Annotated in this window: 16 protein-coding genes; 7 read left to right on the top strand and 9 right to left on the bottom strand. The window is 73.2% G+C overall.

Annotated elements, in window-relative coordinates; translation table 11 throughout:
- Positions 1 to 125 precede the first annotated feature (125 nt).
- The 5 genes from ABD665_RS15400 to ABD665_RS15380 all read left to right on the top strand — a co-directional run bounded on the left by ABD665_RS15400 (position 126) and on the right by ABD665_RS15380 (position 4,989).
- Positions 126 to 1,487, top strand: a complete 1,362-nt coding sequence (locus ABD665_RS15400) for a cell division protein PerM (protein WP_204913505.1) — start codon at positions 126 to 128, stop codon at positions 1,485 to 1,487.
- A gap of 10 nt (positions 1,488 to 1,497) precedes the next feature.
- Positions 1,498 to 2,151 carry a phosphoribosylglycinamide formyltransferase gene (purN, locus tag ABD665_RS15395; RefSeq protein ID WP_204913504.1) on the top strand — a complete coding sequence of 218 codons (654 nt, stop codon included), beginning with the start codon at positions 1,498 to 1,500 and terminating at the stop codon, positions 2,149 to 2,151.
- Positions 2,148 to 3,740, top strand: a complete 1,593-nt coding sequence (gene purH / locus ABD665_RS15390) for a bifunctional phosphoribosylaminoimidazolecarboxamide formyltransferase/IMP cyclohydrolase (RefSeq protein WP_204913503.1) — start codon at positions 2,148 to 2,150, stop codon at positions 3,738 to 3,740. Before purN ends, purH begins: the two co-directional genes overlap by 4 nt.
- A gap of 66 nt (positions 3,741 to 3,806) precedes the next feature.
- Positions 3,807 to 4,664 carry a bifunctional methylenetetrahydrofolate dehydrogenase/methenyltetrahydrofolate cyclohydrolase gene (locus tag ABD665_RS15385; RefSeq protein WP_204913502.1) on the top strand — a complete coding sequence of 286 codons (858 nt, stop codon included), beginning with the start codon at positions 3,807 to 3,809 and terminating at the stop codon, positions 4,662 to 4,664.
- Positions 4,665 to 4,674: 10 nt separating this feature from the next.
- Complete coding sequence (locus ABD665_RS15380; protein WP_204913501.1) at positions 4,675 to 4,989, top strand: DUF3017 domain-containing protein; 315 nt, start codon at positions 4,675 to 4,677, stop codon at positions 4,987 to 4,989.
- Positions 4,990 to 5,020: 31 nt separating this feature from the next.
- Here the strand turns inward: ABD665_RS15380 and ABD665_RS15375 are convergent, their stop codons facing one another.
- Both ABD665_RS15375 and ABD665_RS15370 read right to left on the bottom strand, forming a co-directional pair.
- Complete coding sequence (locus ABD665_RS15375; protein WP_204913500.1) at positions 5,021 to 5,767, bottom strand: DUF4190 domain-containing protein; 747 nt, start codon at positions 5,765 to 5,767, stop codon at positions 5,021 to 5,023.
- An 84-nt stretch (positions 5,768 to 5,851) separates the two neighbouring features.
- Positions 5,852 to 6,841 carry a malate dehydrogenase gene (locus ABD665_RS15370; RefSeq protein WP_204913499.1) on the bottom strand — a complete coding sequence of 330 codons (990 nt, stop codon included), beginning with the start codon at positions 6,839 to 6,841 and terminating at the stop codon, positions 5,852 to 5,854.
- 86 nt (positions 6,842 to 6,927) lie between these two features.
- Here ABD665_RS15370 and ABD665_RS15365 point away from each other — a divergent pair, with 86 nt between their 5' ends.
- Positions 6,928 to 7,503 (top strand): hypothetical protein, encoded by a 576-nt coding sequence (locus tag ABD665_RS15365; protein WP_204913498.1) that lies wholly within the window; start codon positions 6,928 to 6,930, stop codon positions 7,501 to 7,503.
- A gap of 63 nt (positions 7,504 to 7,566) precedes the next feature.
- On the opposite strand, the gene ABD665_RS15360 is transcribed toward ABD665_RS15365, so the two are convergent.
- The 4 genes from ABD665_RS15360 to ABD665_RS15345 form a co-directional block, all read right to left on the bottom strand.
- A complete protein-coding gene (locus ABD665_RS15360; RefSeq protein ID WP_344742497.1) occupies positions 7,567 to 8,538 on the bottom strand; it encodes a DNA polymerase domain-containing protein in 972 nt (323 codons plus the stop codon).
- A 13-nt stretch (positions 8,539 to 8,551) separates the two neighbouring features.
- The gene (locus tag ABD665_RS15355; RefSeq protein WP_204913497.1) at positions 8,552 to 10,774 is read right to left on the bottom strand and encodes an NADP-dependent isocitrate dehydrogenase; all 2,223 of its coding nucleotides are present in this window, start codon (positions 10,772 to 10,774) and stop codon (positions 8,552 to 8,554) included.
- A 174-nt stretch (positions 10,775 to 10,948) separates the two neighbouring features.
- Entirely contained in the window at positions 10,949 to 11,338 is a 390-nt protein-coding gene (locus tag ABD665_RS15350) for a cupin domain-containing protein (RefSeq protein ID WP_344742496.1), read from the bottom strand.
- A 97-nt stretch (positions 11,339 to 11,435) separates the two neighbouring features.
- A complete protein-coding gene (locus ABD665_RS15345; RefSeq protein ID WP_204913495.1) occupies positions 11,436 to 12,752 on the bottom strand; it encodes a nucleotide sugar dehydrogenase in 1,317 nt (438 codons plus the stop codon).
- Positions 12,753 to 12,972: 220 nt separating this feature from the next.
- Between ABD665_RS15345 and ABD665_RS15340 the strand changes: the two genes are divergently transcribed.
- Positions 12,973 to 14,313 (top strand): CNNM domain-containing protein, encoded by a 1,341-nt coding sequence (locus tag ABD665_RS15340; RefSeq protein ID WP_204913494.1) that lies wholly within the window; start codon positions 12,973 to 12,975, stop codon positions 14,311 to 14,313.
- 28 nt (positions 14,314 to 14,341) lie between these two features.
- Here ABD665_RS15340 and ABD665_RS15335 read toward each other — a convergent pair whose 3' ends face one another.
- The 3 genes from ABD665_RS15335 to ABD665_RS15325 all read right to left on the bottom strand — a co-directional run bounded on the left by ABD665_RS15335 (position 14,342) and on the right by ABD665_RS15325 (position 17,691).
- Positions 14,342 to 14,854, bottom strand: coding sequence for a hypothetical protein (locus ABD665_RS15335; RefSeq protein ID WP_204913493.1), 513 nt, complete (start codon positions 14,852 to 14,854; stop codon positions 14,342 to 14,344).
- A complete protein-coding gene (locus tag ABD665_RS15330) occupies positions 14,851 to 15,441 on the bottom strand; it encodes a sigma-70 family RNA polymerase sigma factor (protein ID WP_204913492.1) in 591 nt (196 codons plus the stop codon). Before ABD665_RS15330 ends, ABD665_RS15335 begins: the two co-directional genes overlap by 4 nt.
- Positions 15,442 to 15,786: 345 nt before the next feature.
- Positions 15,787 to 17,691: a Na+/H+ antiporter gene (locus ABD665_RS15325; protein ID WP_204913491.1), complete on the bottom strand. Its 1,905-nt coding sequence runs from the start codon at positions 17,689 to 17,691 to the stop codon at positions 15,787 to 15,789.
- Positions 17,692 to 17,749: the final 58 nt, after the last annotated feature.

Here is a 17,749-nt window from a genome sequence, read left to right as displayed (position 1 = left end):
CACGTCATCGTCGGTGCTGAGCCCGGGCGTCGGATCCACCTCAGGCGAGGACCACCAAACTTTACCCCTGGTGGGGCGTGTCCCGCCCTCGTCGGGAGGCGGGCGTGGGAAACGATGGGTCGGACATGGCTTCGTTGACCTCCCCCCGTCGTCCCGACACGAGCGAGCGGCACCGCCTCGTCCTCGAGGCATCCGAGGCCGTCCGCGAGGACGACCGCACCGACGTCGACCCCGTCAGCTGGCCCGTCGCCGCCGTCGTGGGCGGCCTCGCCACGGCCGCCGCCGGGTGGGTCCTGGTGAGCGGGCTGGTCGTCCTCGGCTGGCTCATGGGCGACGACGCCGGGCTCCCGGCGGCCCTCGAGCTCGGGACCCGGCTGTGGCTGCTGGGCGGCGGCGTGCCCGTCGGCGTCGGCGGCCTCGACGTCAGCCTGGTGCCCTGGGGCCTCACCGCCGTGACCGCCGCGCTGCTGTGGCGCTTCGGCGCGTACGCCTCCCGCCGGGTCGCGCCCGCCGGCAGCACCGGCCCGCTCGTCGTGGCCCTCGTCGTGACGCTCGCGTACGCGCTGCCCGTGCTCGGCACCGCGGTCTTCCTCGGCGAGCCCTGGCGCGCGCCGGGCCGCTGGGCCGCCGTCGTCCTCGTCCTCCTGCTCGCCGCCCGGGTCGGCGCCGGCCGCGGGGTCGGGCGGCCCGTGGGGTCCACCTGGCCCGTCGCGGTCGCCGGCCTGCCGCGCGCCGTGGCCGGCGCCGTGGGGGTGCTGCTGCTGGCCGGCGTCGCCGTCCTCGTCCTCGGCCTCGTCACCGGCTGGGACCGCGTCGTCGACCTGAACGACGCCCTCCGCGCCGGCTCGGCCGGCACCGCGCTGCTCGTGGTCCTCCAGGCGTGCGTGCTGCCCAACGCCGTCGTCTGGTCCGGCTCGTACGCGCTGGGCGCCGGCTTCAGCCTGGGCAACGGTTCGGTGGTCGCGCCCGCCGCCACCTCGATCGGCGTGCTGCCGGGCCTGCCGCTGCTCGGCGCGCTGCCGGCCGAGGGCCCGGGCAGCACCCTGCAGCTGTGGTGGCTCGTCTGCGGCGCGGTCGCGGGCGCGTTGGCCGCCTGGCTCGTGCTGCGCGACGGCGGCACCCGCCGGATCGACCTCTCGACCCTGCTCGGCGGGCTCGCCGGCGTGGTCGCCGGGCTGGTGTTCACGGGGCTGGCCTGGACCACGAGCGGCGACCTGGGGTCGGTCCGGCTGACCGGCCTGGGACCGCGCCTGCTCCCGCTGCTGGTGATGAGCACCACGACGCTCGGGCTGTCCGGCGTCATCACCGGGGCCGTGGTCGGGATCGTGCGGCACCTGGGCCGCCTTGCGGCCGGGACCGCGGAGGCCACGGACGACGGTGCCGACGTCGTGGACGCGGAGGACCGCGCCGACCTGGAGCAGACCGAGGTGGTCGGGCGCACCGGGGTCGACGACGCGACGGAAGAGACCCAGGAGATCCCTCGGTAGGGTGGCCGCCGTGCCCGACCCCGCCCAGCCCGACCTCGTAGAGCGGACCGGAACCACCCCGGCCCGGCTGGTCGTCCTCCTGTCGGGCACCGGGACGCTGCTCCAGGCCCTCCTCGACGCGAGCGCGGACCCCGCGTACGGCGCCGAGGTCGTCGCCGTCGGGGGCGACCGGCCCGGCGTCCTCGGGCTGGAGCGGGCCGCCGCGGCGGGGGTCGAGACCTTCGTGCACCCGCTCGACGCCGGCGCCGACCGGGCCGCCTGGGACGCCGCGCTCGCCGAGCGGGTGGCCGCGTACGCGCCCGACCTGGTGGTCAGCGCCGGCTTCATGAAGCTCGTCGGCCCGGGCTTCCTGGCCCGGTTCGGCGGCCGCATGATCAACACCCACCCGGCCCTGCTGCCCGCCTTCCCCGGCATGCACGGCCCCCGCGACGCGCTCGCGTACGGGGTCAAGGTCGCCGGGGCCACCGTGTTCCTCGTCGACGCCGGGGTCGACACCGGCGTCGTGCTCGACCAGGCCGTGGTGCCCGTCCTCGACGACGACACCGTCGACTCCCTGCACGAACGGATCAAGGTCGCCGAGCGCGACCTGCTCGTCTCCACCACCCACGCGCTGGTCACCCGCCCCTGGCGCGTGGTCGGCAGGAAGGTCCACTGGGACCAGTGACCGCACAGACCGCACCCACCACCCCGACCGCCGGCGACCGCATCCCCGTGCGGCGCGCCCTCGTCTCGGTCTACGACAAGACCGGCCTCACCGACCTGGCCGCGCGCCTCGTCGAGGCCGGCGTCGAGATCGTCTCCACCGGCTCGACCGCGAAGACCATCGCCGCCGCCGGCCTGCTGGTCACCGCCGTCGAGGACGTGACGGGCTTCCCCGAGTGCCTCGACGGCCGCGTGAAGACCCTGCACCCGAAGGTGCACGCGGGCCTGCTGGCCGACCTGCGCCTCGAGACCCACCGCAGCCAGCTCGACGAGCTCGGCATCGCGCCCTTCCAGCTGCTGGTGAGCAACCTCTACCCGTTCACCCAGACCGTCGCCTCGGGCGCCTCGGAGGAGGAGTGCATCGAGCAGATCGACATCGGCGGGCCCGCGATGGTCCGGGCCAGCGCCAAGAACCACGCGAACATGGCCGTGCTGACCTCCCCGGAGCAGTACGGCGAGCTGACCGAAGCGCTCGCCGCCGGCGGGACCACGCTCGACCAGCGCCGGCGTCTCGCGGCTGCGGCCTTCGTGCACACGGCCACATACGACGTCGCGGTCGCCTCCTGGATGGGCAGCGTCCTGACCGACTCCAGCGGCGGCGACGGGTTCCCGGCCTGGACCGGCGCCACCTGGGACAAGTCGGCCACGCTGCGCTACGGCGAGAACCCGCACCAGGCCGCCGCGCTCTACCGCACGGCGGGGGAGGACGGTTCCCTGGCCGGTGCGGAGCAGCTGCACGGCAAGGAGATGTCCTACAACAACTACGTGGACGCCGACGCCGCGCGCCGGGCCGCGTACGACTTCACCGACCCGGCGGTCGCGATCATCAAGCACGCCAACCCCTGCGGCATCGCGGTGGGCGCGGACGTCGCGGAGGCGCACCGCAAGGCGCACGCCTGCGACCCCGTCTCGGCCTTCGGCGGCGTCATCGCCACGAACGTGCCCGTCAGCGTGGCCATGGCCGAGCAGGTCGCCGAGGTGTTCACCGAGGTGATCCTGGCGCCGGGCTACGAGGACGGCGCGGTGGAGGTCCTGGCCCGCAAGAAGAACATCCGCATCCTGGTCGTGGAGCCGCTGGCCCCCGGCGGTACCGAGTTCCGCCGGATCGACGGCGGCCTGCTCGTCCAGGAGCGCGACACCGTCGACGCCGAGCACGACACGGCCGCGGGCTGGACGCTGGCCTGCGGCGAGCCGGCCGACGCGGCCACGCTGGCCGACCTCGAGTTCGCCTGGAAGGCGTGCCGCTCGGTCAAGTCCAACGCGATCCTGCTCGCCCACGACGGCGCCTCCGTCGGCATCGGCATGGGCCAGGTCAACCGGGTCGACTCGAGCCGCCTCGCGGTGGCCCGGGCGGGGGACCGGGTGGCCGGTTCCGTCGGGGCGTCGGACGCCTTCTTCCCCTTCCCGGACGGCCTGCAGATCCTGCTCGAGGCCGGCGTGAAGGCCGTGGTGCAGCCCGGCGGCTCGGTCCGGGACGACGAGGTCGTCGAGGCCGCCCGCGCCGCCGGCGCCACGCTCTACCTGACCGGGGCGCGGCACTTCTACCACTGAGCCGCACCCCCGGGCGCGAGCCCGGACCCGTACGACCACGCACCGGAACGACCGGAGGTAGGACCCATGACCGCAGAGACGCTGGACGGCAAGGCGCTGGCCGCCACCATCAAGGCCGAGCTCAAGGAGCGGGTGGCCGCGCTCGCCGAGCAGGGCATCGTGCCCGGGCTCGGGACCGTGCTCGTCGGTGACGACCCCGGCTCGCACTCGTACGTGCGGGGCAAGCACCGCGACTGCGCGCAGGTCGGCATCGCCTCGATCGAGGTCGAGCTGCCGGCGTCGACCAGCGCGGCGGAGCTCGAGAGCCGGATCCGCGAGCTCAACGACGACCCGGCCTGCACCGGCTTCATCGTCCAGCTGCCGCTCCCGGGCGCCCTGGACGACGGCTGGGCCCTCGGGCTCGTCGACCCGGGCAAGGACGCGGACGGGCTGCACCCGGTCAACCTGGGGCGCCTGGTCCTCGGCGAGCCCGGGCCGCTGCCCTGCACCCCGCGCGGCATCGTCGAGCTGCTGCGGCGCAACGGCATCGGGCTCAGCGGTGCCGAGGTCTGCGTGATCGGCCGCGGGACCACCGTCGGGCGCCCGCTCGGCCTGCTGCTCACCCGCAAGAGCGAGAACGCGACCGTGACGCTCTGCCACACCGGCACCGTCGACGTCGCCGAGCACACCCGTCGGGCCGACATCGTCATCGCCGCGGCCGGTCGGCCGGGCCTGATCACGGCCGACATGGTCAAGCCGGGCGCGGTCTGCGTCGACGTCGGCATCACCCGGACCGAGGCCGGCCTGGTCGGCGACATCGACCCGAGCGTCCGCGAGGTGGCCTCCTGGGTCGCCCCGGTCCCCGGCGGCGTGGGTCCGATGACGCGGGCGATGCTGCTGACGAACGTCGTCGAGCGGGCCGAGGCGCTGGCCTCGGCTCGCTGAGGTCAGGGGCGTGGGTCCCGGGACACGCCAGCGCGACCCGGTCGGGGGCGGTTCCGTCCGTCCCCGCCGCCAGTGGCCGCTGCTGCTCGTCTCCGCCCTGGTCCTGGGCGGCGTCGTCGCGGCCCTGCTGGGCCCCGACACCTGGCGGGCCGGCTGCCTGGTCGTCGGCGGGGCGCTCGTCCTGGGCGCCCTGCTGCGGCTCGTGCTGTCCACGCGGCGGGCGGGGCTGCTGCGCGTGCGCAGCAAGGCCTTCGACGTCGGCGTGATGCTGCTCGCCGGCGGCGCGATCCTGGTCCTGAGCGTCGTCGTCCCCGCCGGCCGCTAGGCCGACGGGGACGAGGAGGACGCCGCGGGGGTCAGCTCGACTGGGAGATCGCGACCACGGCGATCAGGCCGTAGACCACAATGAAGATGCCCCAGAGCACGACCCCGATGATGCCGAGGATGCGGCCGGTGACGACGGTCGACCGGTTGTTGTAGGCCGCCGGGTTGGCGTCGATCTCCTTGAGCGCCTTGTTGCCCGTGGTGATGGCGAAGATGCCGCACACGAAGCAGACGACGAGCCCGAGGATGCCGAGCACCAGGACCGTGGTGCCCGACGGGTGCGTCTGCGGGGCCATGCCGTAGCCGCCCTGGTAGGCGCCGCCGTAGGGCGACGGCTGGCCGTAGGGCGCGGGCTGGCCGTAGGGGGCCGGCTGCCCGTACGGGCTCGCCTCGCCCGGCTGGCCGTACTGGCCCTGCTGGCCGTACTCGCCACCCTGCTGACCCGGCTGGCCGTACTCGCCGGGCTGCTGCCCGTACTGGCCCGGCTGCCCGTACTCGCCGCCCTGGGGCTGGCCGTACTCACCGCTCTGCTGCCCGTACTCGCCCTGGGGCTGGCCGTAACCGCCCTGCTGTCCGTAGCCCTGGTCGGGCTGCTGGCCGTAGCCGGACCCGGGCTGGCCGTAGCCCTGGTCGGGCTGGGCGGGCTGCTCGCTCGAGCCGTACGAGGACGGGCCCGGCGTCGCGGAGGACCCGCTCCCGGACTCGCTCGATCCCGGCTGCTCGTAGGGGTTGGACTGACCGCTGGGCTCGTCCCTCTTCGGCTCGTTCGGCTCGCTCATGGCGCATGAGCGGGTCGGTGCCGTGGTCCGACGCCCGCGGGACGGTGTCCGGACGGGCGCCGCGCGCCCGTCCGGACCGACGGTCTAGGAGACCAGGCCGAGGGAGCGGACCGCGTCGCGCTCCTCGGTCAGCTCCGCCACGGTGGCGTCGATCTTGGCCTGCGAGTAGTCGCTGACCTCGAGGCCCTCGACGATCGTGTACGACCCGTCCGCGGTCGTGCAGGCGAAGGAGCTGACGATGCCCTCGGGGACGCCGTACGAGCCGTCGGACGGCACGGCCATGGAGACCCAGTCGCCCTCGGGCGTGCCGAGGACCCAGTCGTGCATGTGGTCGATCGTGGCCTTCGCCGCGCTGGCCGCGGAGCTCGCCCCGCGGGCCTCGATGATCGCGGCGCCGCGCTTCTGCACGGTCGGCAGGAAGTCGTTCTCCAGCCACGCGGTGTCGTCGATGACCGTCGAGGCCTGCTCTCCGCGGATCCGGGCGTTGAAGACGTCCGGGTACTGCGTGGCGGAGTGGTTGCCCCAGATGGTCACGTGGCTGACGTCGGCGACGGGCACGCCCGCCTTGATCGCCAGCTGGCCCGCGGCCCGGTTGTGGTCCAGGCGGGTGAGGGCGTTGAAGCGCTCGGCGGGGATGTCGGGGGCGTTGCTCAGCGCGATGAGCGCGTTGGTGTTAGCCGGGTTGCCGGTGATGAGGACCTTGACGTCGTCGGCGGCGTGGTCGTTCAGCGCGCGGCCCTGCGGCTTGAAGATCGCGCCGTTGGCCTCAAGCAGGTCGCCGCGCTCCATGCCCTTGCTGCGCGGGCGGGCGCCGACGAGGAAGGCGAGGTTCACGCCGTCGAAGACGTGGTTGGGGTCGTCGCCGATCACCACGGAGTCGAGCAGCGGGTAGGCGCAGTCGTCGAGCTCCATCACGACGCCCTCGAGCGCCTTGAGCGCCGGCGTGATCTCCAGCAGGCGCAGCTGCACGGGCTGGTCCCGACCGAGCAGCTCGCCGCTCGCGATCCGGAACAGCAGGCTGTAGCAGATCTGCCCAGCTGCTCCGGTGACGGCGATCTTCACGGGTGTGCTCACGGGTCTCCTCGCATCGGTGCTGGCGCCCTCGGGGCGCCGTTAACCTGACCGACGCTAGTCGACGGGCGTCGGCGTACGGAGGTCAGGTGGGGGTCCGGATCCGGGCGGACGAGGTGCCGGCGTTCGTCCACGGGTGCCTGGCCGGGCTGGGCGGCACCCGCTGGGTGGGGATCGACGGCAAGGGCGCCTCGGGCAAGACCACGCTCGCGGCGGTGGTGGCGGCCGCGCTGCCCGGGGCCGTGGTGGTGCACGTGGACGACTTCGCGCGACCGTCGGTGGAGACCTGGGAGCGCGACCGGTTCGTCGAGCAGGTGCTGACGGCGCTGCGGCAGGGGCGTCCCGCGCGCTACGAGCGGTGGGACTGGGGGACCGACGCCTCGGCCGGCTGGTCGGAGGTGCCCGTCGGCGTCCCGGTCGTGGTCGAGGGCGTCTCGAGCACCGACGTGCGCCTCGGCGTCCCCTGGGACGTCACGCTCTGGGTCGACGCGCCCGCCGACGTGCGCCTGGCCCGCGCGCTCGCCCGCGACGGCGAGGCCATGCGGGAGCAGTGGGTCGAGCGGTGGATGCCCGCGGAGGACGCCTACGAGGCCGCTCAGCGCCCGCAGGACCGCGTCGACGCGGTCGTCGTCGCGGGAGTCGTCGCCGACGTCGCGGAGTTCTGACCCCTCGTTGGCCTCAGTGCGCCGGCGTGAGCCTCGACGGCTCCGCGCCGTGCGGTCGAACGGTCACTTCGCCGCGTCGCCGCCGCCGGCCTCCCGGGCGCGCTTGCGGCGCTTGCCCTCGTGCATGGCCAGGACGCGCGCGACGGGGATCTCGTGGCCCTCGGCGACGAGGTCCGCGGGCAGCTCCTGCGGCGCGGGGAGGTGCTCCTCCCAGGACGGCCGGCCGTTCAGCAGCCCGAGGACCGTCCGGACGGTGAAATCGGCCGGCGTCACGGCGTCGAGGTCGTCCCAGGCCACCGGGAAGGAGACCGCCGTGCCGGGCCGGACCCGCGGGCTGTAGACGGCGGCCAGCGTCCCGCCCCCGACCCGGGTGGGGTCGAGGAACACCTTCCCGTCTCGGTCCTCCCTGAGGTACGCGGTGGTGGTCAGCGCGGGGTCGGCCCGCTCGGCGCGCACGGCCAGCGCCCGCGTCGCGGCCGCCGCGTCGGTCGTGGTGGTGGGGCCCAGCGGCACGACGACGTGCACGCCCTTGGAACCGCTGGTCTTCACCGCCCCGACCAGCCCGGCCTCGTCGAGCGCGTGCCGGACCACCCGCGCCGCGGCCACGACGACGTCGAAGCCGGTCCCCTCGGGCGGGTCGAGGTCGAGCACCAGGGCCGTGGGCCGGTCCGGCTCGGCCAGCCGGTAGAGCGGGACGTGGTACTCGACCGCCCGCTGGTTCCCGAACCACACGAGCGCGGTCACGTCCTCGGCGACGGCGTACGCGACCTCCCGGTGCGACGCCTCCGACCACTGCGGGACGCGTCGGATCGAGGCCGGGGCGTACGCGGGCAGGTTCTTCTGCATGAACGCGGGCTGCCCGGGCCGCACCCGGATCACCGAGAGCGGCCGGTCCACGAGGCCGGGCAGCATGACGTCCGCGACGGCCTCGAGGTGGTCGAGCAGGTCGCGCTTGGTCGCGTCCGCGCCGGCGAACAGCTGGTCGTCCAGGGAGCTCAGGGAGATCCCGTGACGCTGCTCGCCGGACGCGGTCACGACGTGGGGCCGATCAGGCGTTCAGGTCGGTGAGGACCGCGTTCAGCGTCGCCGACGGGGTCATCACCTCGCGCACCCTGGTCACGTCGGGGCGGTAGTAGCCGCCGATGTCGACGGGGTTGCCCTGGACCGCGGCGAGCTCGCCGACGATCGTCTGCTCGTCCTCCGCCAGGCGCCGGGCGGTGTCCTTCATCGCCGCCGCCAGCTCGGGGTCGTCGGTCTGCGCCGCGAGCTCCTCGGCCCAGTAGCGGGCGAGGTAGTAGTGGCTGCCGCGGTTGTCGATGGTGCCGAGGCGACGACCGGGGGAGCGGTTCTCGTTGAGGAAGGTCCCCGTCGCCCGGTCGAGCGTGTCGGCCAGCACCTGCGCGCGGGCGTTCCCGGTCGACTGGGCGAGGTGCTCGAGGCTGACCGCGAGCGCCAGGAACTCGCCCAGGCTGTCCCAGCGCAGGTAGTCCTCGCGGACGAGCTGCTGCACGTGCTTGGGCGCCGAACCGCCGGCGCCCGTCTCGAACAGGCCACCGCCGTTGATCAGCGGGACGACCGAGAGCATCTTGGCCGACGTCCCCAGCTCGAGGATCGGGAAGAGGTCGGTCAGGTAGTCGCGGAGCACGTTCCCGGTGACCGAGATCGTGTCCTCGCCGCGGCGGATCCGCTCCAGCGAGAAGGCCGTCGCCTCGACGGGCGGCAGGATCGAGATCTCCAGGCCCTCGGTGTCGTGGTCGGCGAGGTACGTCTGCACCAGGCGGATCAGGTTCGCGTCGTGCGCGCGGTCGGCGTCGAGCCAGAAGACCGTCGGGCTGCCGGTGGCGCGGGCGCGGCTCACGGCCAGCTTGACCCAGTCGCGGATGGCCACGTCCTTGGTCTGGCACATGCGCCACACGTCGCCGGCGGCGACCGGGGTCTCGAGCACGGTGGTGCCGTCCTCGGCGACGACGCGGACGGTGCCCGGCCGGTCGACCTCGAACGTCTTGTCGTGGCTGCCGTACTCCTCGGCGGCCATGGCCATCAGGCCGACGTTCGGCACCGAGCCCATGGTCGTGGGGTCGTACGCGCCGTTGGCCCGGCAGTCGTCGATGACGACCTGGTAGATGCCGGCGTACGAGGAGTCCGGGATCACCGCGAGGGTGTCGGCCTCCGCGCCGTCGGGGCCCCACATGTGGCCGCCGATGCGGATCATCGCCGGCATCGAGGCGTCGACGATGACGTCGCTGGGCACGTGCAGGTTGGTGATGCCGCGGTCGGAGTCGACCATCGCCAGCGGGGGACCGGCGGCCAGGCCGGCGTCGATCGCGGCGCGGATCTCGTCGCCCTGCGGCAGCGCGTCCAGGCCGGCGAGGATCGCGCCGAGGCCGTTGTTGCCGTTCAGGCCGGCGGGCAGCAGCACGTCGCCGTAGCGCTCGAACACCTCGGGCAGGAACGCCCGGACCACGTGGCCGAAGATGATCGGGTCCGAGACCTTCATCATCGTGGCCTTGAGGTGCACCGAGAAGAGCACGCCCTCGGCGCGGGCCCGCGCGATCTGGTCGGCCAGGAAGGCGTCCAGCGCGGCCACGTGCATGGCGGTGGCGTCGACGACCTCGCCGGCGCGGACCGCCACCTTGTCCTTGAGGACCGTGGTCGTGCCGTCCTCGCCCACGAGCTCGATGCGCAGCGAACCGGCCTCGGCGACCACGGCGGAGGTCTCGCTCGAGCGGAAGTCGTCGGCGGTCATGTGCGCGACGTTCGTCTTGCTGTCGGGCGACCAGGCGCCCATCGAGTGCGGGTGCGAGCGGGCGTAGCCCTTGACCGACGCGGGCGCGCGCCGGTCGCTGTTGCCCTCGCGGAGCACGGGGTTGACCGCGCTGCCCATGACCCGGCCGTACCGGGCGCGGACGTCGCGCTCCTCGTCGGTCGTCGGGTTGTCGGGGTAGTCCGGCAGCGCGTAGCCCTGGGACTGCAGCTCGGCGACCGCCGCCTTGAGCTGGGGGACCGAGGCCGAGACGTTCGGAAGCTTGATGATGTTCGCCTGCGGCGTCTTCGCCAGCTCACCGAGCTCGGCGAGCGCGTCCTCGACCTGCTGGTCGGCGGGCAGCCGGTCGGAGAACTGGGCGATGATCCGCCCCGACAGCGAGATGTCGCGGGTCTCGACCTCCACGCCCGCCTGGCTCGTGAAGGCCTGGATGATCGGCAGCAGGGAGTAGGTCGCCAGCATCGGCGCCTCGTCGGTGTGGGTGTAGATGATCGTCGCGTCGTTCACGTGACAAACCTATCTGCCCTCGCCCCGCTCGGGCGCGGCCCGGGCTCTGACCCGATGCCTTCGTCGTCGCCGGTGACGACGGAGAAGCGTGTCGTCACCCGCTCCTCCTCCAGGCACCGGCGCCCGGACCGGCGGTCGTCACCCGTCAAACGGCGTGGGTCGAGTTCTGAGTGGTCAGGCGGGGGGCTCGTCCTCGCCCGACTCCTCCGCGGCGTCGGCCTCCTCCTTGGTGTGGTGCACCGCGTCGGGGGCGTGGTCGGGCGGGCCGTAGACGGTGAAGAGGACGAGCGGGTTCGGGCCGGTGTTGACGAAGTTGTGCAGGGCGCCGGCCGGGACGCACACGAGGTCGCCGTCGGTGACCGGCTCGACCTCCCCGTCGATGCGGGCCTCGCCCACGCCGCTCAGGAAGATCAGGATCTGGTCGTTGTCGGGGTGGGTCTCCTCGCCGATCTCGCCGCCCGGCGGGATGGTCATGCTGACGATCTGGGTGTGCTCGCCGGTCCAGAGCACGCGCCGGAAGTCGGCGCTCTGCTCGGCGGCGGTCGCGATGCGCAGGTGCTTCATGCGCACCATCCTGGTCGAGGCCCGAGACGCGACGACGGGCGCCCTCGTACGAGGACGCCCGTCGGGCACAGCGTGGGGTCCGGACAGGACCCGCGGATCACATCGTGGCGGCGCGGCCGATCTGCACGAGCTTCCAGCCGGCGTTGCGCCAGGTGGGGGCGTGCAGCTTGAGGCGGCCGTCGATGATGATCTGGCTCTTGACCAGGTGGCCGAGCTTCTCCGGGTCCAGCTGACGGAACTCGGGCCACTCGGTCAGGTGCAGCACGATCTCGGCGCCGAGCATGGCCTGCTCGACGCTGGCGACCTGCGTGAAGCCCTCGCGGGGAGGGAGCCGGGCCTCGGGGTCGTAGATCCGGACGTCGGCGCCCGCCTCGTGCAGCCGGTCGGCCACCGTGAGCGCGGGGCTGTTGCGGGTGTCGTCGGTGCCCGGCTTGAACGCGGCGCCGAGGACGGCGATGCGCTTGCCGGTGACGTCGCCGCCGGCCTGCTCGATGGCCAGGTCGGCGATCTCGTTGCGCTGGCCGGCGTTGATGGCCTCGACCGAGTGGATGAAGTCGCTCAGCACGTGCACGCCGAGCTCGTCGGCGCGGACCGCGAGGGCCGCGATGTCCTTGGGCAGGCAGCCGCCGCCGAAGCCGAGGCCGGCGTTGAGGAACTCGCGCCCGATGCGCTTGTCGAACCCGATGGCGTCGGCGAGCAGGGTGACGTCACCGCCGGCGGCCTGGCACATCTGCGCCATGGCGTTGATGAAGCTGATCTTGGTCGCGAGGAAGGAGTTCGCGGCGACCTTGATGAGCTCGGCGGTCGCGATGTCGCAGCGGACGACCGGGGTGCGGTCGCTGAGCGGGAGGGCGTAGATCTCGGCGAGCACGTCCAGCGCGTGCTGGGAGTGCGTGCCGAAGACGAGCCGGTCCGGGTGCAGCGTGTCCTCGACGGCGTACGCCTCGCGGAGGAACTCGGGGTTCCAGGCGACCTCGACCTGGTCGCCGGCCGGGGCGAGCTCGCGGATCCGGGCCTCGAGCTGCATCGCGGTGCCGACGGGGACGGTCGACTTGCCGACGACGAGGCAGGGCTCGGTCAGCAGCGGCGCGAGGCTCTCGATCGCCGAGTAGAGCTGGCGGAGGTCCGCCTTGCCGTCCGGCTGCGAGGGGGTGCCGAGGGCGAGGAAGTGGACGTCGGCCCAGTCGGCGATCTCGGTGTAGTCGGTGGTGAAGCGCAGGCGGCCGGTGGCCGTGTGCTTCTCCAGCAGCGGCTCGAGCCCGACCTCGAAGATGTGGGACTGGCCGGCGTTGAGGATCTTGACCTTGTCCTCATCGATGTCGATGCCGACCACCTGGTGGCCGAACTCGGCCATACCGGCGGCGTGCGTGGCTCCCAGATAGCTGGTGCCGATGACGCTGACGCGAAGAGTCATGGCTGAATCTTGGCATGCTTAGTACGCCGGAGGGTATTTCGTCATGCTCTCCCGCGTGGGTGAATCTTGTCACCCGCCTCGGCTGGCCCGGCAGGGACCCCCTGTGGTATCGACTCGGCGGGGTCCCGCGTTGGACTCGTCCGGTGCGTCGCGCAGGCGGGTCGCTACCCTCGATGTCCGCTTCTGAAGGAGCACCTGAACCCACCGTGGACCACCCGCGATGAACCGCACGCTCGTCGACGCCCTCGTCGTCCTCCTCCTCATCCTCGTCAGCGGGGTCTTCGTCGCCGCGGAGATGTCCCTGGTCTCGCTGCGCGAGAGCCAGATCAAGCAGATGGCCCACCACGGCCGTCGCGGCCAGGCCGTCGCCCGGCTCAACGAGAACCCCAACCGCTTCCTCTCCGCCGTCCAGATCGGCGTCACCCTCACCGGCTTCCTGAGCGCCGCCTTCGGTGGTGCCACGCTCGAGGCCGCCGTCTCGCCGCTGCTCGTGCGGTGGTTCGGGCTGTCCGAGCAGGTCGCCTCGACGGTCGCGCTGATCGTCATCACCATCCTCATCTCGTACGTGTCGATCGTGGTCGGGGAGCTGACGGCCAAGCGGCTGGCGCTGCAGAGCACCGAGTCGTACGCGATGGCCCTGGCGCCGTTCGTCGACCTCGTCGCCCGCGTCCTGCGGCCGGTGATCTGGCTGCTCGGCGTGTCCACGAACTTCCTGGTCAAGCTCCTCGGCGGCGACCCGTCCGCGGGCCGTGAGGAGGTCAGCGACGAGGAGATCCGTGCGCTGGTCAGCGGCTCCAGCACCCTGGGCGCGGAGGAGCGCCGGATCGTGGACGACGTCTTCGACGCCGGGGAGCGCAGCCTGCGCGAGGTGATGCTGCCGCGCACCGAGGTCGACTTCATCTCGGGCGACATGCCGGCCCACAAGGCGGTGCGGGAGCTGTTGCGCTCGCCGCACTCCCGCTACCCCGTGACGGGGGACTCCGCGGACGACGTCCTCGGCTTCGTGCACGTGCGCGACCTGCTCGACCCCGACGTGAGCACCCGGAACACCCGCGTCTCCGACCTGGCCCGCCCGGTGCTGCGGATGCCCGACACCGTCCGCGTGCTGCACGCCCTGTCGGAGATGCGGCGCGACCGCTCGCACCTCGCGATCGTCGTCGACGAGTACGGCGGCACGGCCGGCATCGTGACGATGGAGGACCTCGTGGAGGAGCTCGTCGGCGACATCACCGACGAGTACGACGTCGTCCAGCCCGAGCGCCCGGGCGTGCGCGGCAACCTGAGCATCGACGGGTTGACGACGCTCGAGGAGTTCGCGGAGAAGACGGGCTTCAGCCTCGCCGAGGGCCCGTACGACACCGTCGCCGGCTTCTTCATGGCCCAGCTCGGCCAGCTGCCCGCGGTCGGCGACTCCGCGGTCGCCGAGGGCCAGCCCCTCGACGACGAGGAGGCCGAGCCCGTGAGCATCTCCCTGCGCGTCGGGGAGCTCGACGGGCGCCGCGCGGCCCGGTTCGTCGTGCACCGGGTCGACGGCGGCGACTTCAACCCCGTCCCGGACTAGCCGCCCGGGGTCGAGCACGTCGGACGGGTCAGAGCTCGATCGTCGGGCTCAGCACCGTCCGGCCGGGCGGGTGCAGCGCGAAGCGGGCCAGGCCCCGGGGGACCGACTCGACGACGAAGCGCCCGTCCTCGTCGGACGTGACCTCGAGCGAGCCGTCCTCGCGGAGGACCTCGACGCGGAGGGACGCGGCGGGCGCGATCCAGCCGTCCACCCGGACCGTCCCGTCGGGGGCGTCGGTCAGCGTCACCATCACGTCGATGGTCTCGGTCGAGAACGTCACGGTCCGCACGGACTCGGTCTCGCCCGCCCGCGAGCCCGACGGGGCCAGGTCGGGCTGGGTCAGGGTCGCGACCTCGGTCTCGAGCGCGTCGAGCGTCAGCGCGAACTCGAGCCGTTCCGCCAGCCCGTCCGGCACCGGGTCGTGCTGCGCCCACAGCCGGCCGAGCCGCTCGAGCAGGGCGAGGTCGTCGGGCCCGACCGGTCCGGCGGCCTCGGCCGCCTCCTCGGCGGACGTCCCGCGGTCCGGGCCGGGCGCGTTCACGCGGCACCCCACTGCGGGTCGGCGGCGAGCGCGAGCCGCAGCTTGGCCAGGCACCGCCCGCGCGTCGGGCCGATGCTGCCCACCGGCATCCCCAGGGCGCGCGCGATCTGCGCGTAGTCGGGCTTCGCCGCGAAGGCGATGACGCGGAGCAGGGCCTGGCAGCGTTCCGGGAGCTGCTGCACGTGGCGCCACAGGACGAGGTCGGACTCGGCCCCCGCCACCTGCTCGCCGACCTCCGCGGCCCCGTCGGTCTCGCTCGCCCGGGTCGTCTCCACGTCCTCCGGGCGTACGCGGTCCTGGCCCCGGGACACGCGCCACGCCTCGCGCCGGGCCGAGACGACGAGCCACTGCAGGACCGCGTTCGGCTCCACGATCGTGCCGGCGTGGCGTACGAGGCTCAGCCACACCTGCTGGAGGACGTCCTCCGCGGCCGCCGTGTCGAGCCGGGTCGCGCGCACGGTGTGCCACAGGAGCGGGGTCAGGGTGCGGACGAGCTCGCTCATCGCGGCGTCCTCGCCGGCGCGGTAGGCGGCGAACAGCCGCCCCGCCCGTACGGCGAGGCTGTCCTCCACCGCACCGCCCGTCATCGCGGACCCGCACCCATGACTGCCTCCAGCCTCGCGGCTCACGGGCTCCTCGAGTCCCACGACCCCGACCTGTGCTGATTCATACCGCACAGGAGGCGCGGGGCATAGGCCCTGATACGCGTTGTCTGTCTCCGCTTCGCCCCTACGCGGCCTGCGCTCCGACCCGACGCCTTCTCTGGTCCCGGCACACCTACCTGGTCCCGGCACACCTACCTGGTCCCGGCACACCCTGCACGGTGTGCCTCCGTGAACAAGGTGTGCCTCGTTGCGCAGGGTGTGCCGAGCTGGGCCGGGTGTGCGGAGCTGGGCTGAGTGTGCCGACCTGGATGGGTGCGGGCGCTCGGCTCAGCCGAGGCGTTCGTCCACGTAGCACCAGCGCCAGTCCTCGTTGGGCTCGAAGCTGCGCATGACCTTGTGCCTCGTCGTGTGGAAGTGCTTGTCGGCGTGGCGGCCGGGGGAGGAGTCGCAGCAGCCGACGTTGCCGCAGGTGAGGCAGATCCGCAGGTGGACCGGGCTGAGGTGCTCGCGCACGCAGTCCAGGCAGCGGCCGTCGCCGTCGGGGTCGATCTCGGTCGGGGCGGCCTCGAGGTGCTCGCAGGGGCCGATCGGGTCCACGGGCGTCCGGACCTCGTCGTCGGCCTCGTCGATCTCGTCGGCCCGCTCGCCGGAGATCGTGAGCATCGACTCCTCGATGTCGAAGGAGTCGAGGACCTCCTCGATCACCTCGTGGTCGACGGTGCCGTTGGAGCGCACCTTGAGCACGCTGTCGCGCTGGACCTGGAGGGTCTGCAGCCGCAGCCGGCGGTACGCCTCCGCGGGCGTCTCGCCGTTGCTGTGGTCCCCGAGCCGCTCCCAGAGCCGCTCCGGCCCGGAGTTGAGCCGGTCCCGTACGCGGTCGACGACCTCCGGGTTGTCCTTGGCCCCGCTGAGGTCGTCCAGCGCCTTGAGCGCGGCGGTGGTCGAGGTGGTCAGGACCGTCGCCGCCTGGAGGGCGTCGGACCGGGCGTCGGGACCGCGCAGGCGCAGCGCCCGGACCAGCGGCGGCAGCGTCAGGCCCTGCAGCAGCAGGGTCCCGAACGTCACGACCATCGCGGCGAAGATCAGCACCGGCCGGATCTCGTGCGTCGTGGGGTTGTCCGGGATCAGCAGCACCGTGGCCAGCGTGACCACCCCGCGCAGCCCGGCCCAGCCGACGACGAGCGTCGCCTGCCAGGGCACCTTGACCTCGTCGTCGTCCCCGTCGCGCTGCCGCCGGAAGAGCGAGATCCGCATCAGGAAGACCCAGATCATCCGCAGCACGATGACGGTGAGGAGCACCGCGACGCAGAACACGGCGATCTCGAAGCCCGAGAGCGGGGAGTCGGCCAGGGCCGCGACCGTACGGCGGGCCTGCAGGCCGATCAGCAGGAAGACGGTGTTCTCGAGCAGGAACTGGATCGTGCCCCAGTTGACGCGTTCGTTGAGGCGGCTCTGGCCGCTCTGGATCACCTGCGACTTGTGCCCGAGCAGCAGCCCGGCGGTGACCACGGCGATGACGCCGGAACCGTGCGACTCGTGGTAGCCCACGAACTCGGCCGGCAGGTAGGCCGCGAACGGCACCATGAACGAGATCGCGGTGTCGTAGACGGGGCGCCGGACGCGGACCCGGATCATCACGGCGAGGGCGCCGACGGCGAGGCCCACGGCGACCCCGCCGAGCAGCGCGATGAGGAACCCGAGGCCGGCGTCGAACACCGAGAACGACCCGCCGATCGCCGCGATCGCCACCCGGAGGCAGGTGATGGCCGTGGCGTCGTTGACCAGCGACTCGCCCTCGAGGATCGTCACGACGCGGCGCGGCAGGCCGACGCTGCGGGCGATCGAGGTGGCCGCGACGGCGTCCGGCGGGGCGACGACGGCGCCGAGGGCCAGGGCGAGCGGGAAGCTCACCGGCAGCAGCCACCAGGTGACGACCCCGACGCCGAGCGCGGTGATGAGCACGAGCAGGACCGACAGGTACGCGATCGGGCGCAGGTTGTGCCGGAAGTCAATGATCGACGTGCGGATGGCCGCCGAGTAGAGCAGCGGCGGCAGGAACCCGAGCAGCACGACCTCGCTGCTCAGCACCGGCTCGTCGATGAACGGGAGGTACGACCCGCCCACCCCGACGAGCAGCAGCAGGAGCGGTGCGGAGACCCGCAGCCGCTCCGCCAGACCGCTCACCGCGACCACCACGGCCGCGATCCCGAGCACCTCCAGAGCGATCTCCACGCGCACATGCTGACAGCAGGGACAAGCGCCGTCCGGTTCGTCGGGGGGCGGTGGGACG

Origin of the sequence: Microlunatus spumicola (assembly GCF_039536445.1) — a bacterium.
GTDB classification, from domain to species: domain Bacteria; phylum Actinomycetota; class Actinomycetes; order Propionibacteriales; family Propionibacteriaceae; genus Microlunatus; species Microlunatus spumicola.
This window is presented reverse-complemented; position numbering and strand designations above follow the sequence as displayed.

Coding starts and splice junctions, on each gene's coding strand:
- ABD665_RS15400 (WP_204913505.1), top strand. CDS start 126: ATGGCTTCGTTGACCTCCCCCCGTCGTCCCGACACGAGCGAGCGGCAC.
- ABD665_RS15385 (WP_204913502.1), top strand. CDS start 3,807: ATGACCGCAGAGACGCTGGACGGCAAGGCGCTGGCCGCCACCATCAAG.
- ABD665_RS15375 (WP_204913500.1), bottom strand. CDS start 5,767: ATGAGCGAGCCGAACGAGCCGAAGAGGGACGAGCCCAGCGGTCAGTCC.
- ABD665_RS15350 (WP_344742496.1), bottom strand. CDS start 11,338: ATGAAGCACCTGCGCATCGCGACCGCCGCCGAGCAGAGCGCCGACTTC.
- ABD665_RS15345 (WP_204913495.1), bottom strand. CDS start 12,752: ATGACTCTTCGCGTCAGCGTCATCGGCACCAGCTATCTGGGAGCCACG.
- ABD665_RS15340 (WP_204913494.1), top strand. CDS start 12,973: ATGAACCGCACGCTCGTCGACGCCCTCGTCGTCCTCCTCCTCATCCTC.
- ABD665_RS15330 (WP_204913492.1), bottom strand. CDS start 15,441: ATGACGGGCGGTGCGGTGGAGGACAGCCTCGCCGTACGGGCGGGGCGG.